This window comes from Streptomyces sp. NPDC048734 (genome assembly GCF_043198675.1).
Lineage (GTDB): Bacteria > Actinomycetota > Actinomycetes > Streptomycetales > Streptomycetaceae > Streptomyces.
Window position 1 is genome coordinate 685,913 of sequence record NZ_JBICUZ010000001.1, and the last position, 15,695, is coordinate 701,607.

General features: G+C 73.4%; 12 protein-coding genes and 1 pseudogene. 5 read left to right on the forward strand and 8 right to left on the reverse strand.

The window, feature by feature from the left end; genetic code table 11:
• Positions 1-177: 177 nt before the first annotated feature.
• Both ACGFQC_RS02985 and ACGFQC_RS02990 read right to left on the reverse strand, forming a co-directional pair.
• The gene (locus ACGFQC_RS02985; RefSeq protein WP_363086952.1) at positions 178-1,182 is read right to left on the reverse strand and encodes an alcohol dehydrogenase catalytic domain-containing protein; all 1,005 of its coding nucleotides are present in this window, start codon (positions 1,180-1,182) and stop codon (positions 178-180) included.
• Positions 1,179-2,339 (reverse strand): mandelate racemase/muconate lactonizing enzyme family protein, encoded by a 1,161-nt coding sequence (locus ACGFQC_RS02990; protein ID WP_363086953.1) that lies wholly within the window; start codon positions 2,337-2,339, stop codon positions 1,179-1,181. The genes ACGFQC_RS02985 and ACGFQC_RS02990 overlap by 4 nt, the downstream gene beginning before the upstream one ends.
• 270 nt (positions 2,340-2,609) lie before the next feature.
• Between ACGFQC_RS02990 and ACGFQC_RS02995 the strand changes: the two genes are divergently transcribed.
• Positions 2,610-3,497 carry a hypothetical protein gene (locus ACGFQC_RS02995; protein ID WP_363086954.1) on the forward strand — a complete coding sequence of 296 codons (888 nt, stop codon included), beginning with the start codon at positions 2,610-2,612 and terminating at the stop codon, positions 3,495-3,497.
• A 599-nt stretch (positions 3,498-4,096) separates the two neighbouring features.
• Here ACGFQC_RS02995 and ACGFQC_RS03000 read toward each other — a convergent pair.
• Positions 4,097-4,546, reverse strand: a complete 450-nt coding sequence (locus tag ACGFQC_RS03000) for a MarR family transcriptional regulator (protein ID WP_363086955.1) — start codon at positions 4,544-4,546, stop codon at positions 4,097-4,099.
• A gap of 143 nt (positions 4,547-4,689) precedes the next feature.
• Between ACGFQC_RS03000 and ACGFQC_RS03005 the strand changes: the two genes are divergently transcribed.
• Positions 4,690-5,712, forward strand: a complete 1,023-nt coding sequence (locus ACGFQC_RS03005; RefSeq protein WP_363086956.1) for an NADP-dependent oxidoreductase — start codon at positions 4,690-4,692, stop codon at positions 5,710-5,712.
• Between the two features lie 157 nt (positions 5,713-5,869).
• Here ACGFQC_RS03005 and ACGFQC_RS03010 read toward each other — a convergent pair whose 3' ends face one another.
• Entirely contained in the window at positions 5,870-7,024 is a 1,155-nt protein-coding gene (locus tag ACGFQC_RS03010) for a serine hydrolase domain-containing protein (RefSeq protein WP_363086957.1), read from the reverse strand.
• A gap of 236 nt (positions 7,025-7,260) precedes the next feature.
• Between ACGFQC_RS03010 and ACGFQC_RS03015 the strand changes: the two genes are divergently transcribed.
• A complete protein-coding gene (locus ACGFQC_RS03015; protein WP_363086958.1) occupies positions 7,261-8,061 on the forward strand; it encodes an EI24 domain-containing protein in 801 nt (266 codons plus the stop codon).
• 232 nt (positions 8,062-8,293) lie between these two features.
• Here ACGFQC_RS03015 and ACGFQC_RS03020 read toward each other — a convergent pair.
• Positions 8,294-8,888 (reverse strand): annotated as a pseudogene (locus ACGFQC_RS03020) (TetR/AcrR family transcriptional regulator).
• A gap of 116 nt (positions 8,889-9,004) precedes the next feature.
• Between ACGFQC_RS03020 and ACGFQC_RS03025 the strand changes: the two are divergent.
• The gene (locus tag ACGFQC_RS03025) at positions 9,005-11,422 is read left to right on the forward strand and encodes a glycoside hydrolase family 3 C-terminal domain-containing protein (RefSeq protein ID WP_363086960.1); all 2,418 of its coding nucleotides are present in this window, start codon (positions 9,005-9,007) and stop codon (positions 11,420-11,422) included.
• Positions 11,423-11,574: 152 nt separating this feature from the next.
• Here the strand turns inward: ACGFQC_RS03025 and ACGFQC_RS03030 are convergent, their stop codons facing one another.
• Together ACGFQC_RS03030 and ACGFQC_RS03035 are read right to left on the reverse strand one after the other, a co-directional pair.
• Positions 11,575-12,546 (reverse strand): aldose epimerase family protein, encoded by a 972-nt coding sequence (locus ACGFQC_RS03030; protein WP_363086961.1) that lies wholly within the window; start codon positions 12,544-12,546, stop codon positions 11,575-11,577.
• A gap of 15 nt (positions 12,547-12,561) precedes the next feature.
• Positions 12,562-13,449, reverse strand: a complete 888-nt coding sequence (locus ACGFQC_RS03035) for an SGNH/GDSL hydrolase family protein (RefSeq protein WP_363086962.1) — start codon at positions 13,447-13,449, stop codon at positions 12,562-12,564.
• 291 nt (positions 13,450-13,740) lie between these two features.
• On the opposite strand from ACGFQC_RS03035, the gene ACGFQC_RS03040 reads away from it, so the two are divergent.
• Positions 13,741-14,235: a DUF3145 domain-containing protein gene (locus ACGFQC_RS03040; RefSeq protein ID WP_363087358.1), complete on the forward strand. Its 495-nt coding sequence runs from the start codon at positions 13,741-13,743 to the stop codon at positions 14,233-14,235.
• Positions 14,236-14,349: 114 nt separating this feature from the next.
• Here the strand turns inward: ACGFQC_RS03040 and ACGFQC_RS03045 are convergent, their stop codons facing one another.
• Positions 14,350-15,642, reverse strand: coding sequence for a beta-ketoacyl-[acyl-carrier-protein] synthase family protein (locus ACGFQC_RS03045; RefSeq protein ID WP_363086963.1), 1,293 nt, complete (start codon positions 15,640-15,642; stop codon positions 14,350-14,352).
• Positions 15,643-15,695 lie beyond the last annotated feature (53 nt).

The following is a 15,695-nucleotide window of genomic DNA, read 5'->3' on the forward strand; positions in this document are numbered from 1 at the left end:
GTTCGATATGTCGGACGAGGTTCGCGGCTCAAGGCGTGGGGGGCGGAGGCGTACGCCGGTGCGAAGACCGTCAGGTCGCCCCGCACCGGCGTACGGCTGGGGTCTTTCGTTCGGGTCGGGCTGGAGCGGGGAGCGGTGCCGGGGCCCGCGAGCCCGGCCTGATCCGGACGGAAGACGCTAGGGGCGGAGCAGCACCTTGCCCACCTTCGGATCGCCGGAGCCGACCAGCCTGATCGCCTCGGAGAACTCGGCGAGCGGCAGCTCGTGCGTGACCAGCGGCAGCGGATCGAGCAGCCCGGCCCCGAACACCCGCACCGTGTGCGACCAGGCGTCGGGCGGCGCTCCGAAGACGGTGTGCACCTCCAGCTGCCGCACGACCAGGTCCGTCGGGTCCAGGCCGTCGGCGCCCGGACCGGGGATGCCCGTCAGGACCAGCCGGCCGCCGCGCCGGAGCAGGGCGGCGGCGGTGCGGGCGGCCGAGGCGGACCCGGCGGTCTCGATCACCACGTCGAAGTCGTCCGGCAGGTCCTGGTCCCTGGTGCGGAAGTCGGTGGCGCCGAACCGCCGGGACAGCGCCTCCCGGTCGCCACGGGTGCCGACCACCAGCAGCTCGGCCGGCGAGCCCGCCCGCAGGAACTGCACGGCGAACATGCCGAGCGTCCCGGTGCCGACCACGGCGACCCGCTCGCCCGGCAGGGCGTGCGCCTTGATCGCGGCGGCCGCGATGCAGGCGGCCGGCTCCAGCAGGGCCGCCGCCGTGAGGTCGGCGTCCTGGGCCAGCACGTGCAGCAGCCGGGCCGGCAGGGTCAGCGTGGCCGCCATCGCGCCCGGCTGGGTGAAACCGGTCTCCTCGTACCCGTGCGAGCACAGCGTCGTCTCACCCGCGTGGCAGCGGTCGCACACCTGGCAGTTGCGGAAACCCTCTCCGACCACCTTGCGGCCGACGAGCGAGACCGGTACCCCGGCGCCCACCGCCTCGACCGTCCCGGACCACTCGTGGCCGGGCGTGAGCGGGTAGCGGACGTACCCCTCGGGCCGGTTGCCCTGGTACACCTCGCGGTCGCTGCCGCAGATGCCCACGGCGTGCACCCGCACCAGCGCCTCACCGGGCTCCGGCGGGCGGGGCGTGTGCGCGGTGAGCCGGTGCTCGCCGGGCGCCTCGACGACGACGGCGGTGCTCACTGCCCGGTGCCCTTCGGCTTGCGCTGCTCCCAGCCGTCGGCCCACAGGTCGAAGCGGGCCTGCTGCTGGGGGAACTCGGCGGCGGCGTCCACGTCCAGCTCGACCCCGAGACCGGGGGCGTCGGAGAGGTGGAAGTAACCGTCGACGACCTGCGGGGCCCCCTTGACGACCTTCTTGATCTCCGAGTCCGCGAAGTCGTTGAAGTGCTCGAGGATCTTGAAGTTCGGGGAGCTGAACCCGACCTGGAGGGAGGCCGCGGTCAGCACCGGCCCGCCCACGTTGTGCGGGGCGACCAGCATGTAGTGCGTCTCGGCGGTCGCGGCGAGCTTGCGCGTCTCCCAGATGCCACCGATATGGCCGACGTCCGGCTGGATGATGTCGACCGCCTGGCTCTCGAACAGCTCGCGGAACTCGATCCGGTCGTGGATGCGCTCACCGGTGGCCATGGGGATGTCCACCTTGGCGGCGACCTTCTCCAGCGCCTTGAGGTTCTCCGGCGGGACCGGCTCCTCCAGCCAGGCCGGCTTGAAGGGCGCCAGCTCGTTCGCCAGCCGGACCGCGGTGGACGGCGAGAACCGGCCGTGCATCTCCAGCATCAGCTCCGCGTCCGGCCCGATGGCGTCGCGCACGGCCTCGATGAGGGAGACGGCGTACAGGGTCTGCGCGTGGTCCAGCTCGAAGTGCCCGGTGCCGAAGGGGTCGATCTTCAGCGCCTTGTACCCGCGCTCCATGACCTGCTGGGCGGCCTTGTGGTACGCCTCCGGCGTGCGCTCGGTGGTGTACCAGCCGTTGGCGTACGCCTTGACCTTGTCGGTGACCTTGCCGCCGAGCAGCTGCCAGACGGGGACGCCGAGGGCCTTGCCCTTGATGTCCCAGCACGCCATCTCGACGACGGCGATACCGGACATCACGATCTCACCCGCCCGGCCGTAGTCGCCGTACTTCATGCGGCGCACGAGGTCCTCGACAGCGAACGGGTCGGAGCCGAGAATGTGGTTGGCCTCGGCCTCTTTCAGGTAACCGAGCAGCGCGTCGGTGTGGCCCAGCATGCGGGTCTCACCCACACCCGTGATGCCCTCGTCGGTGTGCACCTGGACGTAGGTCAGGTTGCGCCAAGGCGTCCCCACCACGTGAGTGCTGATTCCGGTGATGCGCACGGAAGTTGCCCTTCAGCTGTTCGAGATTTCGTCACACGTTCGAAATGTTGGCGTGACAGTAAGGACGCGGTGAGGGGGGTGTCAATGGGGTGAACGCAGACAGGTTTCGACAGTTTCGGACGGGACTTTCGGTACGGGGCGCGGCCGGCGGTTCCGGACCCGCCGGGGGTGGTAGCTCAAGGTAGCCAAACCGGAACAGTCGGTTCCCCGCACAATCTTCACAGTCGGCGCTAGGAACTTCATATGCCGGGAACTTAGTCTTCCCGCGTCATGGACTACTGCCACCCGTGCCGACGGCACCTCAACGGCGCCCTCGCCTGCCCGGGGTGCGGCACCCCTGCCGACCGGCTGCCCGCGCGTCAGCAGGAGGCGTACGAGCCGGAGCCGTACGCCCCTCAGGCCCCCTTACTGGAGGAGCGCGGCCCTGGTGCGGACCGGGGCACCCCCGAGGTCCCCGAGGTCCCCGAAGTCACCTACGCCGAGGCTGAGTTCGGTGCCGGTGCCGGTGCCGCGCCCGACGCCGAGGGTGATTCCGCGGCCCCCGCCGCCGGACGCCCCCGCCGTCGTGAGCAGAGCCGCGGCCGGGGCGGCGGGGGACGCGGGCCGGCCGGTGAGGGTCCCGCCGAGGGCGAGGCGAGCCGTCGCGATCGCAAGGCCGCCGCGCACCGCCGCCGTCGTCGCCGCACGCTCCTCGTCGCGGCCGGTTTCCTGCTCGCCTCGGGCGGCCTGAGCCTGGCCGAACTCGGCATCGACGCACCGGGGTTCGGCTCCTCCTCGAACCCGTCGGCGGCGGGCGGGGAGTCCTCGCGGATCGAGTCCGAGGAGTCGCCGGACGCCACGGTCGAGCCCGTCGACGACACGGAGGGAAGCGGCGAGACGTCGGCCTCCCCGTCCTCCGACCCGTCGGCCTCGGCCTCGGCCTCGACTTCGGCCTCCGCCTCGGCGTCACCTTCGGCATCGCCCGACGAGTCGCAGACACCGCGGGGCGACGAGGAGCAGGACCCCCAGACGGCACCCGCCCCCGGCACGCCCCCCGCGGCCTCCACTCCGGCGGACTCCGGCACCGGCACCCCCACGGCGGGCCCCACCACCTCCGAGCCGAAGCCGGAACCGTCACCGTCGGAAACGTGCGACCGGTTCCTGTGGTGGTGCACTTAGTGCTGTGACCTGAGAGGTTCACCGGCTCGCGACGCCCGGCACGGCGTGCCCCCGGCCTTCGGCCGGGGGCACGCCCGCGCCGCGTCGTGGCATCACCCGAGTGCATCCGAGTGCATCCGAGTGCATCCGAGCACATCCAGTACGCGGGCAATGCTCCGCCTTGCGATGCTCCCCCACTGCCCGAACGGCGTGGGAGGTGCCCCCGGCGCCGGACGCCGCGAGCTTTCCGGCAGACCTTTCCGGTCACAGCACTGGCAACAGCGGCTCCCGCAGAGCCTGTCGCCGCTCCGCGGTGCGGCCCGGCGGCAGACGGGCCGGGGAGGGCGGCGAGGCGCGCCGCCGGGCAGGCCCGTGACGGTCCTGCGGGCGTGTTCGGCTTCGCCCAGGACGACGTAGGCGGTCGGTGCGACCTGCGCGCACCCGCCCCCGGTGCCGCTCCTGCCCCCGGTGCCGCTCCTGCACCCGGTACCGTCCCCGGTCCGGGGCCCGTCCTCGGCCCGGGGCCCGCCGTCGAGGTGGCGGACGCCTCGGCTCCAAGGCGCGCCGACGGTGCGATGGCAGGCAGTCCGCCCCGGACGGGCGGTGCCCGGCCGTCCGCCCTATCGGGTCTCGTCCGTGCCCAGCATCCCGCGCAGCAGACCCCGCAGCGCCAGCCGCTCCTCCTCGGCGAGTCCGGCGAGCGGCTCGCGGGCGAACCGCAGGTTCTCCCGCAGGTCCTTGGCCGTCCGGCGCCCCTCGTCCGTCGCCGCGGCCAGCTTCACCCGGCGGTCGGCAGGGTCGGGCCGGCGTTCCACCAGGCCCCGGGCCTCCAGGCGGTCGACGATGCCCGTCACGTTGGACGGCTCGCACTTCAGTTTCACCGCCAGCTTCCGCATCGGCAGCGGCTCCAGGGAGAGCAGGCTGAGCAGCCGGGCCTGCGCGCCGGTGAGGGAGTGTCCGGCGGCGGCCTCCTCGTAGTCCTGGTGGAACCGCGCCACGACCTCGCCGATCAGCTCGACGACCTCCAGGGTGAGGGGGTCGGGCCGACGGGTCTTCTGGGGTGTGGACATGGTTTCCAGGGTACCCGCTTACTTGACATCATGAAATATCCAGGCGCATGGTTGTTTCAGGTACTGAAGTATTTGCGCCGTGCGCGCCCGCAGCACCCGCGCCGCACCGGCGCACGCCGCACCAGCACACAAGGAAGGGCTCCATGTCCGACACCCCCGCGCTCCCGTCCGTCAGCCGCGAATGGCGCCTGCTCAGCCGCCCCGTCGGCTGGCCCAAGGCCGAGGACTTCGAGCTGGCCGAGGCGGAGATCCGGCAGCCCGGCCCCGGCGAGGTGCTCGTCCGCAACGCCTACCTCTCCGTCGACCCGTACATGCGCGGCCGGATGAGCGCCGCCAAGTCCTACACGGCCCCCTTCGAGCTGGGCAAGGCCATGCAGGGCGGCGCGGTCGGCGAGGTCGTCGTCTCGCACGCCGAGGGCATCGCCGTGGGCGACCACGTGCTGCACTTCGGCGGCTGGCGCGAGTACGCCACGTTCAACGCCGCGCAGGCCGTCAAGGTCGACCCCGAGGCCGCCCCGCTCTCCGCCTACCTGGGCGTCCTCGGCATGACCGGCCTCACCGCCTACGCCGGCCTGCTGCGCACCGCCGCCCTCAAGGAGGGCGACGTCGTCTTCGTCTCCGGCGCGGCCGGCGCGGTCGGCAGCCAGGTCGGCCAGATCGCCAAGCTCAAGGGCGCCTCGCGGGTGATCGGCTCGGCCGGCTCCGACGACAAGGTCAAGCTCCTGGTCGAGGAGTACGGCTTCGACGCGGCGTTCAACTACAAGAACGGTTCCGTGAGCGAGCAACTGCGCGCGGCCGCCCCGGACGGCATCGACGTCTACTTCGACAACGTCGGCGGCGACCACCTGGAGGCCGCGATCGGCTCCCTGAACGAGGGCGGCCGCATCGCCGTCTGCGGCATGATCTCGGTCTACAACAACACCGAGCCCGCCCCCGGCCCGCGCAACCTCGCCCGCCTCATCCAGACCCGCGGCCGCATCGAGGGCTTCCTCGTCGGCGACCACTACGACCTCCAGCCCCAGTTCGTCCAGGAGGTCGGCCCCTGGGTCGCCTCGGGCGCCCTGAAGTACCGCGAGACGGTCGTCGAGGGCATCGAGAACAACCTGGAGGCGTTCCTCGGAGTACTGCGGGGCGACAACACGGGCAAGATGATCGTCAAGCTGTAACCGTCCGCTTCATCCCCGACCGGATCGGGCGGTGCGCGGACGAGGGACCGGGGGCCGGGACGCGGCCCCCGGGTCCGGGCCAGGACGGGAAGGGGCCCCGGGCCCGGGACGGGAAGGAGCGGCATGGGCGCCCCCCGCCCTCACCCCAGGACCCACGTCACCCCAGGGCCCGCGCGGCCCCGTGCACCGCGGCGACGAACCTCTCGTTCTCCACCGCCGCCCCGCCCGGGAACGCGAACCGCCGCCGCGTGTAGCCGTAGGCGATCCCGCTCCGCGGATCCGCGAAGCCCTGGCTCCCCGCCGCCCCGCTGTGCCCGAAGGCCCCCGCCCCCAGCACCGGATACCAGGTGTCCGCGGTCGCCTGGAACCCCAGCCCGTACGACTTGTGCGCCCGCGCCACCAGGTCGTACCCCACGGAGTGGAACTGCGCGAACTCCGCCGCCGTGTCCTCCTTCAGCAGCGGCGCCTTCCCGCCGACCTCGCTGATCGCCGCCGCGTACATCGCGGCCAGTCCGCGCGCCGAGGCGACGCCGCCGACGGACGCCGGCCCCTTCGCCCGGACGAGCGGATCGTTCGGCAGCGTCTCGAGATCGGTCGGCTCGGCGGCGTGCCGGTTGAAGGCGACGCCGGCGAGGGTGTCCGGCCCGTCCTGCGGCGAGGCCCGCAGCGCCCGCTGCTCCGCGGTCGGCGCCATGGCACGCGTCGACCGGAACCGCGGCTCGTGCGCCCCCGGCAGCCCCAGGAAGAGGTCGAGCCCGTACGGCGCCCGCACCCGCTCCTCGTACACCTCCTGGAGCGTACGGCCGGTCGCCCGCCGTACGACCTCGCCGCTGAGCGCCCCGATGACCAGCGCGTGGTAGCCGAACGCGGTGCCCGGACGCCAGAACGGCCGCTGGTCGGCGAGCCGTTCGGCGATCTGCCGGTCGTCCGCCAGCTCCTGCCGGGAGAACCCGGAGTCGGTGCCGACCACGCCGGCCCGGTGCGCGAGCAGGTCGCGCAGGGTCAGCGCGCCCTTGCCCTCGGACGCGAACTCGGGCCAGTAGTAGGTGACTTTCCGGTCCAGCTCCAGCGTCCCCTCCTGCACCAGGAGCGCCGCCACCAGATGGGCGGCACCCTTGGACGACGAGAACACGCCGTAGAGGGAGTCGGCGTCCGCGCCGTCCCCGGCCCACAGGTCGACGACCCGCCGGCCGTGCACGTACACGCACAACTGGCCCTCGTAGTCGGGTCGTTCGGTCGCCACGAAGGCGGCGAACTCGTCCCGCACCGTCTCGAAGCCCGCCGCGACGGTGCCATGGATCTCCTGGGTCATCCGCTCTCCTCCACCAGACCGCTGCTCGCGTGCGCCGTGGTCAACCGTGCTTCCGGGTGCTCCCGGGTGCTTCCGTCGATCGGTACGGCGAGGCCTACCCGTTCGACTCAACGGCGGCGGGCAGGTGTTTGGTGTCGTGGATAGCCCGGATGGCGTAGGGGCGGCCGGGCGCGGGACCGGCGGGCGCGATCCCCGGCGGCTCCGATGTCATGCCCGCGCCCCGATAGAATCCGGCCATGCGCGATCTTGGGGTGGGATTCGGATATCTCCTGAAGGGCCACCGCTGGGTGGCCCGGCACGGGAAGCAGTACGGGTTCGGGCTCGTGCCCGGCCTGATCACGCTCGTCCTGTACGTGGGCGCGCTGGTGGCGCTCGGCGTGTGGGGCGAGGACTTCGTGGGCTGGGCGACCCCCTTCGCCGACGACTGGTCGAGCCCCTGGGGCGGACTGTTCCGCGGGTTCCTGACGGTCGTGCTGTTCGCGCTCGGCCTGCTGCTCGCCGTGGTGACCTTCACCGCGGTCACGCTGTTGATCGGCCAGCCCTTCTACGAGAGCCTCTCCGAACGGGTCGACCGCGACGTCTCGCCCGACGGCTCGGCCCCGGTGTCCGGACTGCCGCTCTGGCGCGAACTGTGGATCTCGGCCCGCGACAGCCTGTGGGTCCTGCTGCGCGCGCTGCTGTGGGGCGTGCTGCTCTTCGCACTCGGCTTCGTCCCGTTCCTCGGCCAGACCGTCGTGCCGGTGATCGGCCTCTTCGTCACCGGCTTCTTCCTGACCGAGGAACTGACGTCCGTCGCCCTCCAGCGCCGGACCGTCGACGCCCGGTCCCGGCTGGCCCTGCTCCGCTCCCGCAGGACCCTCGTCTGGGGCTTCGGCACGCCCCTCGCGCTCGCGTTCCTGGTCCCCTTCGTCGCGGTGTTCCTGATGCCGGGCGCGGTGGCGGGCGCGACGCTCATGGCGCGGGACCTGCTGGGCGAGGAGACCGTGGGCGACGACGACCGCGAGGAGCCGGCCGCCACCGTGCCGCCGCCGCACTGACGGCCACGGCCGCCGCCGCACACTGACCGCCACGGCCACGGCCGCCCGCACCCGCGCGGCGGTGTCCGGCGGCCGGTGGCGCACGGGCCCACGGTCCGGCACCGCCCCCGGCACCGGCCGCCGCCCCCGCCGGCCCGCACCGGAACACGGGCGGGTGGAGACGGCCGTCGGCGGCGTGCGCGCGGCACGAACCGGCCGCGCCCGGGGCCGTCCGGGCCGTCCGGACCGGCCGTCAGTCCACGCCCTCGCCCAGCAGGCGCAGGAAGTCGCGGAAGGCGCCCGGCATGTCCACCGACTCCGGGTCCAGGAGCCACTGGTACTGCAGGCCGTCCATCACCGCCACCAGCAGCGGAGCGGTCCGCTCCGGGGTGAGGCCGTTGGGCAGGCGGTCGCCGTACTCGGCGCGCAGGACCGCCGCCGTGCCGGCCCGCACCTGCCGGTACCGGTCGGTGAAGTACGCCCGCGCGGGATGCCCCTCGGTGACGCTCTCGCCGAGGAGGGCGGAGAAGGTCTGGATGATGCCGGGCCGCATCGCGTTGTACTCGACCAGCGAGCACAGCAGGTCGATCCGCCACCGGGTGTGCGGCATCGCGTCCCACTGGTCGCGTTCCTCCAGCACCGCGACCAGCAGCGCGTCCTTCGTGGGGAAGTGGTGCAGCAGCCCCTGCTGGGTCAGCCCGACCCGCTCGGCCACCGACGCCAGGCTCGCGCCCCGGTAACCGCGTTCGGCGATCACCTCCAGGGCCGCCCGCACGATCTCCGCGCGCCGCTCCTCGCTCCTGGTCGTCCTGGTCGTCCTGGCGTCCATGTCGGTCACCGTACGACATCACCGGCCGTGAAGGTAACGGCAGCGTCTCGAAACCTACCGCTCCACAGGCGGTCGATGCACGATGGGGAACAACACCGCACAGCACCGCACAGGAATTCAACGAGGAGGCCCGCGATGGCGGACATCGAGGCGGCCGTCGAGGCGGCCCTCGGCAAGCTCGACCTGGACGCGAAGACCCGGCTGCTGGCCGGCCAGGACATGTGGTCCCTGCCCGCCCTCCCCGAGATCGGCCTCGCCTCCCTCGTGATGTCCGACGGCCCGATCGGCGTCCGGGGCGTGCGCTGGACCGCCGACGACCCGTCCGTCGCGCTGCCGTCCCCGACCGCCCTCGCCGCCACCTGGGACCCCGGCCTCGCCCGCCGCGCCGGGGTGCTCCTCGCCCAGGAAGCCCGCCGCAAGGGCGTCCACGTCCTGCTCGCCCCGACCGTCAACCTGCACCGCTCCCCGCTCGGCGGCCGCCACTTCGAGGCCTACAGCGAGGACCCCCACCTGACGGGACGGATCGGGACCGGGTACGTGAGAGGCGTGCAGGAGGGCGGCGTCGGCACCACCGTCAAGCACTTCGTCGCCAACGACGCCGAGACCGACCGCTTCACGGTGAACAACCTGGTCGGCGAGCGCGCCCTGCGCGAGCTGTACCTGGCCCCCTTCGAGGCCATCGTCGCCGATGCCCGCCCGTGGGGCGTCATGACCGCCTACAACACGGTCAACGGCACCACGATGACCGAACACCACCACCTGGTGAACGGGGTCCTGCGCGGCGAGTGGGGATTCGACGGCTTCAACGTCTCCGACTGGACGGCCGCGCGTGACACCGTCGGCGCCCTCCGCGGCGGCCTCGACGTGGCGATGCCCGGCCCCGCGACCGTCTACGGCGAGGCCCTCGCCCAGGCGGTGCGCGACGGCCGCCTCGACGAGCCCGAGGTCGACGACGCCGTACGCCGCGTCCTGCGCCTCGCCGCCCGCGTGGGCGCCCTCGCGGACGTCGAACCCGCCGTCCCCGTGCCGCCCGCGCCCGTCCACGGCGAGTCGCTGGCCCGCGAACTCGCCCGCCGCTCCTTCGTCCTGGTCCGCAACGAGCGCGCCGTGCTGCCCCTGCGGCCCGGCCGCACCGTCGCCCTCATCGGCGCCGCCGCCCGCGACGCCCGCGTCCTCGGCGGCGGCTCCGCCACCGTCTTCCCCGCCCGCGTCGTCTCCCCGCTCGACGGCCTCACCGCAGCCCTCCCCGAGGGCGCCCTCAGCTACGCCGTCGGCGCCGACCCGACCACCGAACTCGCCTTCGCCGGAAAGGGGTTCACCCTGCGGGCCGTCTGCCGCGACGCGGCCGGAACCGTCCTCGGCACCGGCTCGGCCCCGGGCGGGCAGATCCAGTGGATGGGCAACGACCTCCCCGACGGCGTCACCTCCGACACCCTGCACACCGTGGAGCTCACCGGCACCTTCACCCCGCGCGCGAGCGGCCGGCACACCTTCGGCGTCAAGGGCGTCGGCGCCTTCACCCTCGCCGTCGCCGGCACCACGTACTTCGACGGCACCCAGGAGCCGGCCGACGTCAGCGACCCCTTCGAGGCGGCCTTCGGCTCCCCGGTGCCCCGCGCCGAGACCGAACTGACCGCCGGGGAGACGGTCGACGTCTCCCTCACCTACGTCGTCCGGTTCCCCGAGCGCCTGCCGCTGAAGGTCGTCGCCTTCGCGCTCGCCCACCAGGAGCCCCCGCGGGACCCGGACGCGCTGATCGCCGAGGCGGTCCGGGCCGCCCGCGCCGCCGACACCGCCGTGGTCGTCGTCGCCACCACCGAACGCGTCGAGTCCGAGGGCTTCGACCGCACCGACCTGCGCCTGCCCGGCCGCCAGGACGACCTGGTGCGGGCCGTGGCCGCCGCCAACCCGGACACCGTCGTGGTCGTCAACTCCGGCTCCCCGGTGGAACTCCCGTGGCGCGAGGACGTCGCCGCCGTGCTGCTGAGCTGGTTCCCCGGCCAGGAGGGCGGCGCCGCCCTCGCCGACGTCCTCACCGGCGCCCACGAGCCCGGCGGGCGCCTGCCCACCACCTGGGGCTCCCTCGCCGACGCCCCGGTCACCCGGGTCACCCCGACCGACGGCGAACTCCCCTACGACGAGGGCGTCTTCATCGGCTACCGCGCCTGGGAGAAGGAAGGCCGCACCCCGGCCTACCCCTTCGGCCACGGCCTCGGCTACACCGACTGGACGTACGACTCGGTCGAGACGGACGGGACGAACGTCGCCGTCCGCCTGCGCAACACCGGCGGACGGGCCGGCCGCGAGGTCGTCCAGGTCTACCTCGCGCCCACCGAACCCGACGCCGGCCGCCCGGCCCGCTGGCTGGCCGGCTTCGCCGGCGTCGAGGCCGGCCCGGGGGAGAGCGCCGAGGCCGTCGTCACCCTCCCGCGCCGCGCGTTCGAGATCTGGGACGAGGCCGCCCGGCGGTGGTCCTTTGTGAAGGGTTCGTACGAAATCCAGGTGGGTAGGTCTCTCGCGGACCGCAGGATCACCGCGACGATTAACGTCTGACGCGGGCCCCGCGCCCCAAGAGCAGCCCCGGTCCGGGACCTGACCCCTGGACCGGGGCTATGCACGTCCCGGCGCCGCGCCCGCCGGACCGGGAACCCCCGCGCCTACCGCGCCAGGGGCCCGTACGCCCACCGCGCCGGCATCCCGCAGGCCTACCGCGCCGAGAACCCGTACACCGTCTCCGAGCGGTACACCTCGCCCGGCCGCAGCCCGGTGCTCGGGAACTCCGGCCGGTTCGGGGAGTCCGGGAAGTGCTGGGTCTCCAGCGCGACGCCCGCACCGGGCCCGAACGGCTCGCCCAGGTGGTCGGCGGTGTACACCTGGACGCCCGGCTCGGTCGTGGCCACCGTCAGCACCCGGCCGGACGCCGGGTCGTACAGCTCGGCCACCTCCACCGGCCCCTGCGTGACGCCCTTGTCGAGCACGAAGTTGTGGTCGAGGCCCCCGCCGACCTCGCGGGCCGTACGGAAGTCGAAGCGGGTGTCCGCCACGTCCGCCTGCTCACCGGTGGGGATCAGGCCGTCGTCGACCGGCGTGTACCGGGAGGCGGCCAGCCGCAGTTCGTGCCCGCCCGCGCTCCCCGCGCCGTTCAGGTTGAAGTAGCTGTGGTTGGTCAGGTTCACCACCGTCGGCTCGTCCGTGACCGCCTCGTACACCAGCCGCAGCGCCCCCGACGCGTCCAGCGTGTAGGTGGCCGTGACCTCCAGCCGGCCCGGGAAGCCCTCCTCGCCGTGCGGGCTGACCCGGCTCAGCCGCAGCCCGTGCTCGACCGGCTCCACGTCCCACACCCGCTTGTCGAAACCGCGCGCCCCGCCGTGCAGCGAGTTCTGCCCGTCGTTCGGCTCGAGGGCGTAGGTCACCTCGTCCAACGGGAAGCGGGCCCGGGCGATCCGGTTCGCGTACCGCCCGACCAACGCGCCGAGATAGGGCTCCGGATGCGTGAGGTAGCCGTCCAGGTCGGCGAACCCCAGCACCACGTCCGTACCGCGCCCCTCCCGGTCCGGGACCTCCACCGACTGCACGATCCCGCCGTAGGACAGGACCCGAACCCGCACGCCCGCCCGCTCCAGGGTCCAGCGGTGCACGGGGGTGCCGTCGGAAAGTGTTCCGAAGTGTTCGCTCATGGGGGAAACCCTAAGTCACGCGTCCGGGGCGGTGATCCGACGATAGGCGATCTCGGCCAGCCTGGCCTGCCCGTTCGTACTCGGGTGGAACCAGTCCCAGTGGCTCAACTGGTCGGTCCCGAAGCGGAACTCGTACACCGCGCCGCCGTCGAACCGGCACCGCGCGTCCTTGGCGCAGACCTCCTCCAGCACCGTGTTGTAGTCCGCCACCCGCTGCCGCACGGTCTCCCGCCGCAGATTCGCCGCCGGGTCCAGCGCGTCCGCGTCCCCCAGCATCGACGGGCAGATCCCCAGCTTCCACACCTGCTTGCCCAGCACGTTCGTCCGCCCCTGCGACCACAGCCGCTTCAGGTCCGGCACGCTCGCCACGTACACCTGCGCCCTCGGCGCGGTCCGGCGCAGGGTGCGCAGCGCCTCCTCGAAGCCCGCCCGGAAGTCGGCCACCGGCGTCATCGCCTCCGCCGTCACCCGGCAGGCGTCGTTGGCCCCCGCCATCACCGTCACCAGCGCGGGACCGCGCGCCGCCGCCCGCGCCATCTGCGCCGGCAGATCCGCCATCCGCGCCCCGCTCACCGCGTAGTTCCAGCTGTGCGTGGCCGCCCTCGCCCCCAGCAGCCGCACGGCCACACTGTTCACCTCGCCGCTGTCGCCGGTCGCCCAGGACACCTCGGGGCAGTCCGCCAGCACCGAGCACGCGTCGAAGCCGCGGGTGATGGAGTCGCCCACGGCGGCCAGCGAGGCGGGGCTGGTGTCCCACACCGGGGTCGGCGACGCCGAGGGCCTCGCCTTCCGCTCCCGCGCGCCCGGCCCGTCCCCACCCGGCGCGTCGCAGCCGGCCGCGCCCAGCACGACCGCGGCCGTCACCGCGGCCACGGCCCGCGAGCGGTGGCTTGGCTTCCGCATCCTTCGGTGTCCCCTCGGTCGTCCTGCTCGTCCCGCTCGTCCGGCTGTTCCCCGGCCGGACGATCCGCCGCCCCACCCATGACAACGTCCGGGAGTTCCCGAGCCGACCGGAAGCAACGGATCAGGCCCGTACAGGCGTCCTGCCGGGTGAATGGGGGCCCTTCGGCGGCCCCGGACCGACGGTACGTCACACTCCTCGCGCCGTCGCACGGTAGCCTCGCCATCAACGTGGCTGCCGCCACAGCCGCCATGCCAGCCAGCAAGACCGTCCTGCTCTGTCCGGAGGTACCGGTGACGACACGTGGAGTTCTGTACGTGCACTCCGCGCCGCGCGCGCTGTGCCCGCACGTCGAGTGGGCCGTCGCCGGGGTGCTCGGCACACGCGTCAGCCTCGACTGGATCCGGCAGCCCGCCGCGCCGGGCACCTGGCGCTCGGAGTTCTCCTGGCAGGGCGAGGCCGGCACCGCCTCCAAACTCGCCTCCGCCCTGCGCGGCTGGCACCTGATGCGCTTCGAGGTCACCGCCGAGCCGTGCGCCAACGCCGAGGGGGAGCGCTACAGCTGCACCCCCGACCTCGGCATCTTCCACGCCGTCACCGGCATCCACGGCGACATCCTCATCCCCGAGGACCGCCTGCGCGCCGCCCTGACCCGCTCCCAGCGCGGCGAGACGGACCTGGAGGCGGAGGTCGCCAAGCTCCTGGGCAAGCCCTGGGACGACGAACTGGAGCCGTTCCGCTACGCCGGCGAGGGCGCCCCGGTGAGGTGGCTCCACCAGGTCGTGTGACCCGAGGCGCCCCGGGCGGGGCACCGAGCGCCAAGAACACGAAGAACGCCGAGAACGCCAAGAAAAGGGGCCCCACCTCCCGGTGGGGCCCCTTCACGCACGTACAGGCGGTTCTCAGACCGTCCGGAACGCCAGCACCACGTTGTGCCCGCCGAACCCGAACGAGTCGTTCAGCGCGGCGATACGGCCCTCCACGGGCAGCTTGCGCGCCTCGCCGCGGACGATGTCCGCGTTCGCCTCGGCCTCGGGGTCGAGGTTCTCGACGTTGATGGTCGGCGGTGCCACCCGGTGGTACAGCGCGAGGACCGTCGCCACCGACTCCACACCGCCGGCGCCGCCGAGCAGGTGACCGGTCATCGACTTCGTCGCCGAGACCGCCATGTGGTCGGCGTCGTCGCCGAACACCTTGCGCAGCGCCTTCAGCTCGGCCACGTCACCGGCGGGCGTCGACGTCGCGTGCGCGTTGACGTGCACGATCTCCGCCGGGTCGAGGTCGGTGCTGTCCAGCAGGTTCTGCAGGGCGTGCGCGATGCCGCGGCCCTCCGGCTCCGGCTGCACGATGTCGTGGGCGTCGGCGGAGATGCCCTGGCCGACCGCCTCGGCGTACACCCGCGCCCCGCGCTTGGCGGCGTGCTCGGCGGACTCCAGGACGATCACACCGGCGCCCTCGCCGAGCACGAAGCCGTCGCGCGCGGTGTCGTAGGGACGCGAGGCGCCCTGCGGGTCGTCGTTGTTCTTGGACATCGCCATCATGTTGCCGAACGCGGCGATCGGCAGCGGGTGGATGGCCGCCTCCGTGCCGCCGGCGACGACGACGTCGGCGCGGCCCGTACGGATCATCTCGACGGCGTAGCCGATGGCCTCGGCGCCCGACGCGCACGCCGAGACCGGCGTGTGCACACCCGCGCGGGCGCCCACGAGCAGACCCACGTTGGCGGACGGGCTGTTCGGCATCAGCATCGGCACGGTGTGCGGGGAGACGCGGCGGACGCCCTTCTCCTTCAGCACGTCGTACTGGTCCAGCAGGGTCGTCACACCGCCGATGCCGGAGGCGATGACCGCGCCGAGCCGGTCCGGGTCCACGGAGGCACCCGACGCGGCGTCGGACGTCCCGTCGGCCGTCCTCGGCGCGAAACCGGCGTCCTTCCAGGCCTCCTGAGCCGCGATCAGCGCGAACTGCGCCGAGCGGTCCAGCTTGCGGGCCTGCGGCCGCGGGATGACCTCGGTGGGCTCCACGGCGATCTGCGCCGCGATGCGGACGGCCTGGTCGGCCGCCCAGTCCTGCTCCAGGGGCGTGACGCCGGACTTGCCGGCGATCAGACCCTCCCAGGTAGAGGCTGCGTCGCCACCCAGCGGTGTGGTTGCGCCGATACCGGTGACGACCACGGTGCGATTGGTCGGGCTCACGGGAATTCTTTCTCCAACGATCGGGATTCAGCGGCGCCACCGCCGGGTGGCGG

Excerpts from the sequence above, each read along its gene's own strand:
- ACGFQC_RS02995 (WP_363086954.1), top strand. The coding sequence starts at position 2,610 with ATGGACTACTGCCACCCGTGCCGACGGCACCTCAACGGCGCCCTCGCC.
- ACGFQC_RS03000 (WP_363086955.1), bottom strand. The coding sequence starts at position 4,546 with ATGTCCACACCCCAGAAGACCCGTCGGCCCGACCCCCTCACCCTGGAG.
- ACGFQC_RS03005 (WP_363086956.1), top strand. The coding sequence starts at position 4,690 with ATGTCCGACACCCCCGCGCTCCCGTCCGTCAGCCGCGAATGGCGCCTG.
- ACGFQC_RS03010 (WP_363086957.1), bottom strand. The coding sequence starts at position 7,024 with ATGACCCAGGAGATCCATGGCACCGTCGCGGCGGGCTTCGAGACGGTG.
- ACGFQC_RS03015 (WP_363086958.1), top strand. The coding sequence starts at position 7,261 with ATGCGCGATCTTGGGGTGGGATTCGGATATCTCCTGAAGGGCCACCGC.
- ACGFQC_RS03025 (WP_363086960.1), top strand. The coding sequence starts at position 9,005 with ATGGCGGACATCGAGGCGGCCGTCGAGGCGGCCCTCGGCAAGCTCGAC.
- ACGFQC_RS03030 (WP_363086961.1), bottom strand. The coding sequence starts at position 12,546 with ATGAGCGAACACTTCGGAACACTTTCCGACGGCACCCCCGTGCACCGC.
- ACGFQC_RS03035 (WP_363086962.1), bottom strand. The coding sequence starts at position 13,449 with ATGCGGAAGCCAAGCCACCGCTCGCGGGCCGTGGCCGCGGTGACGGCC.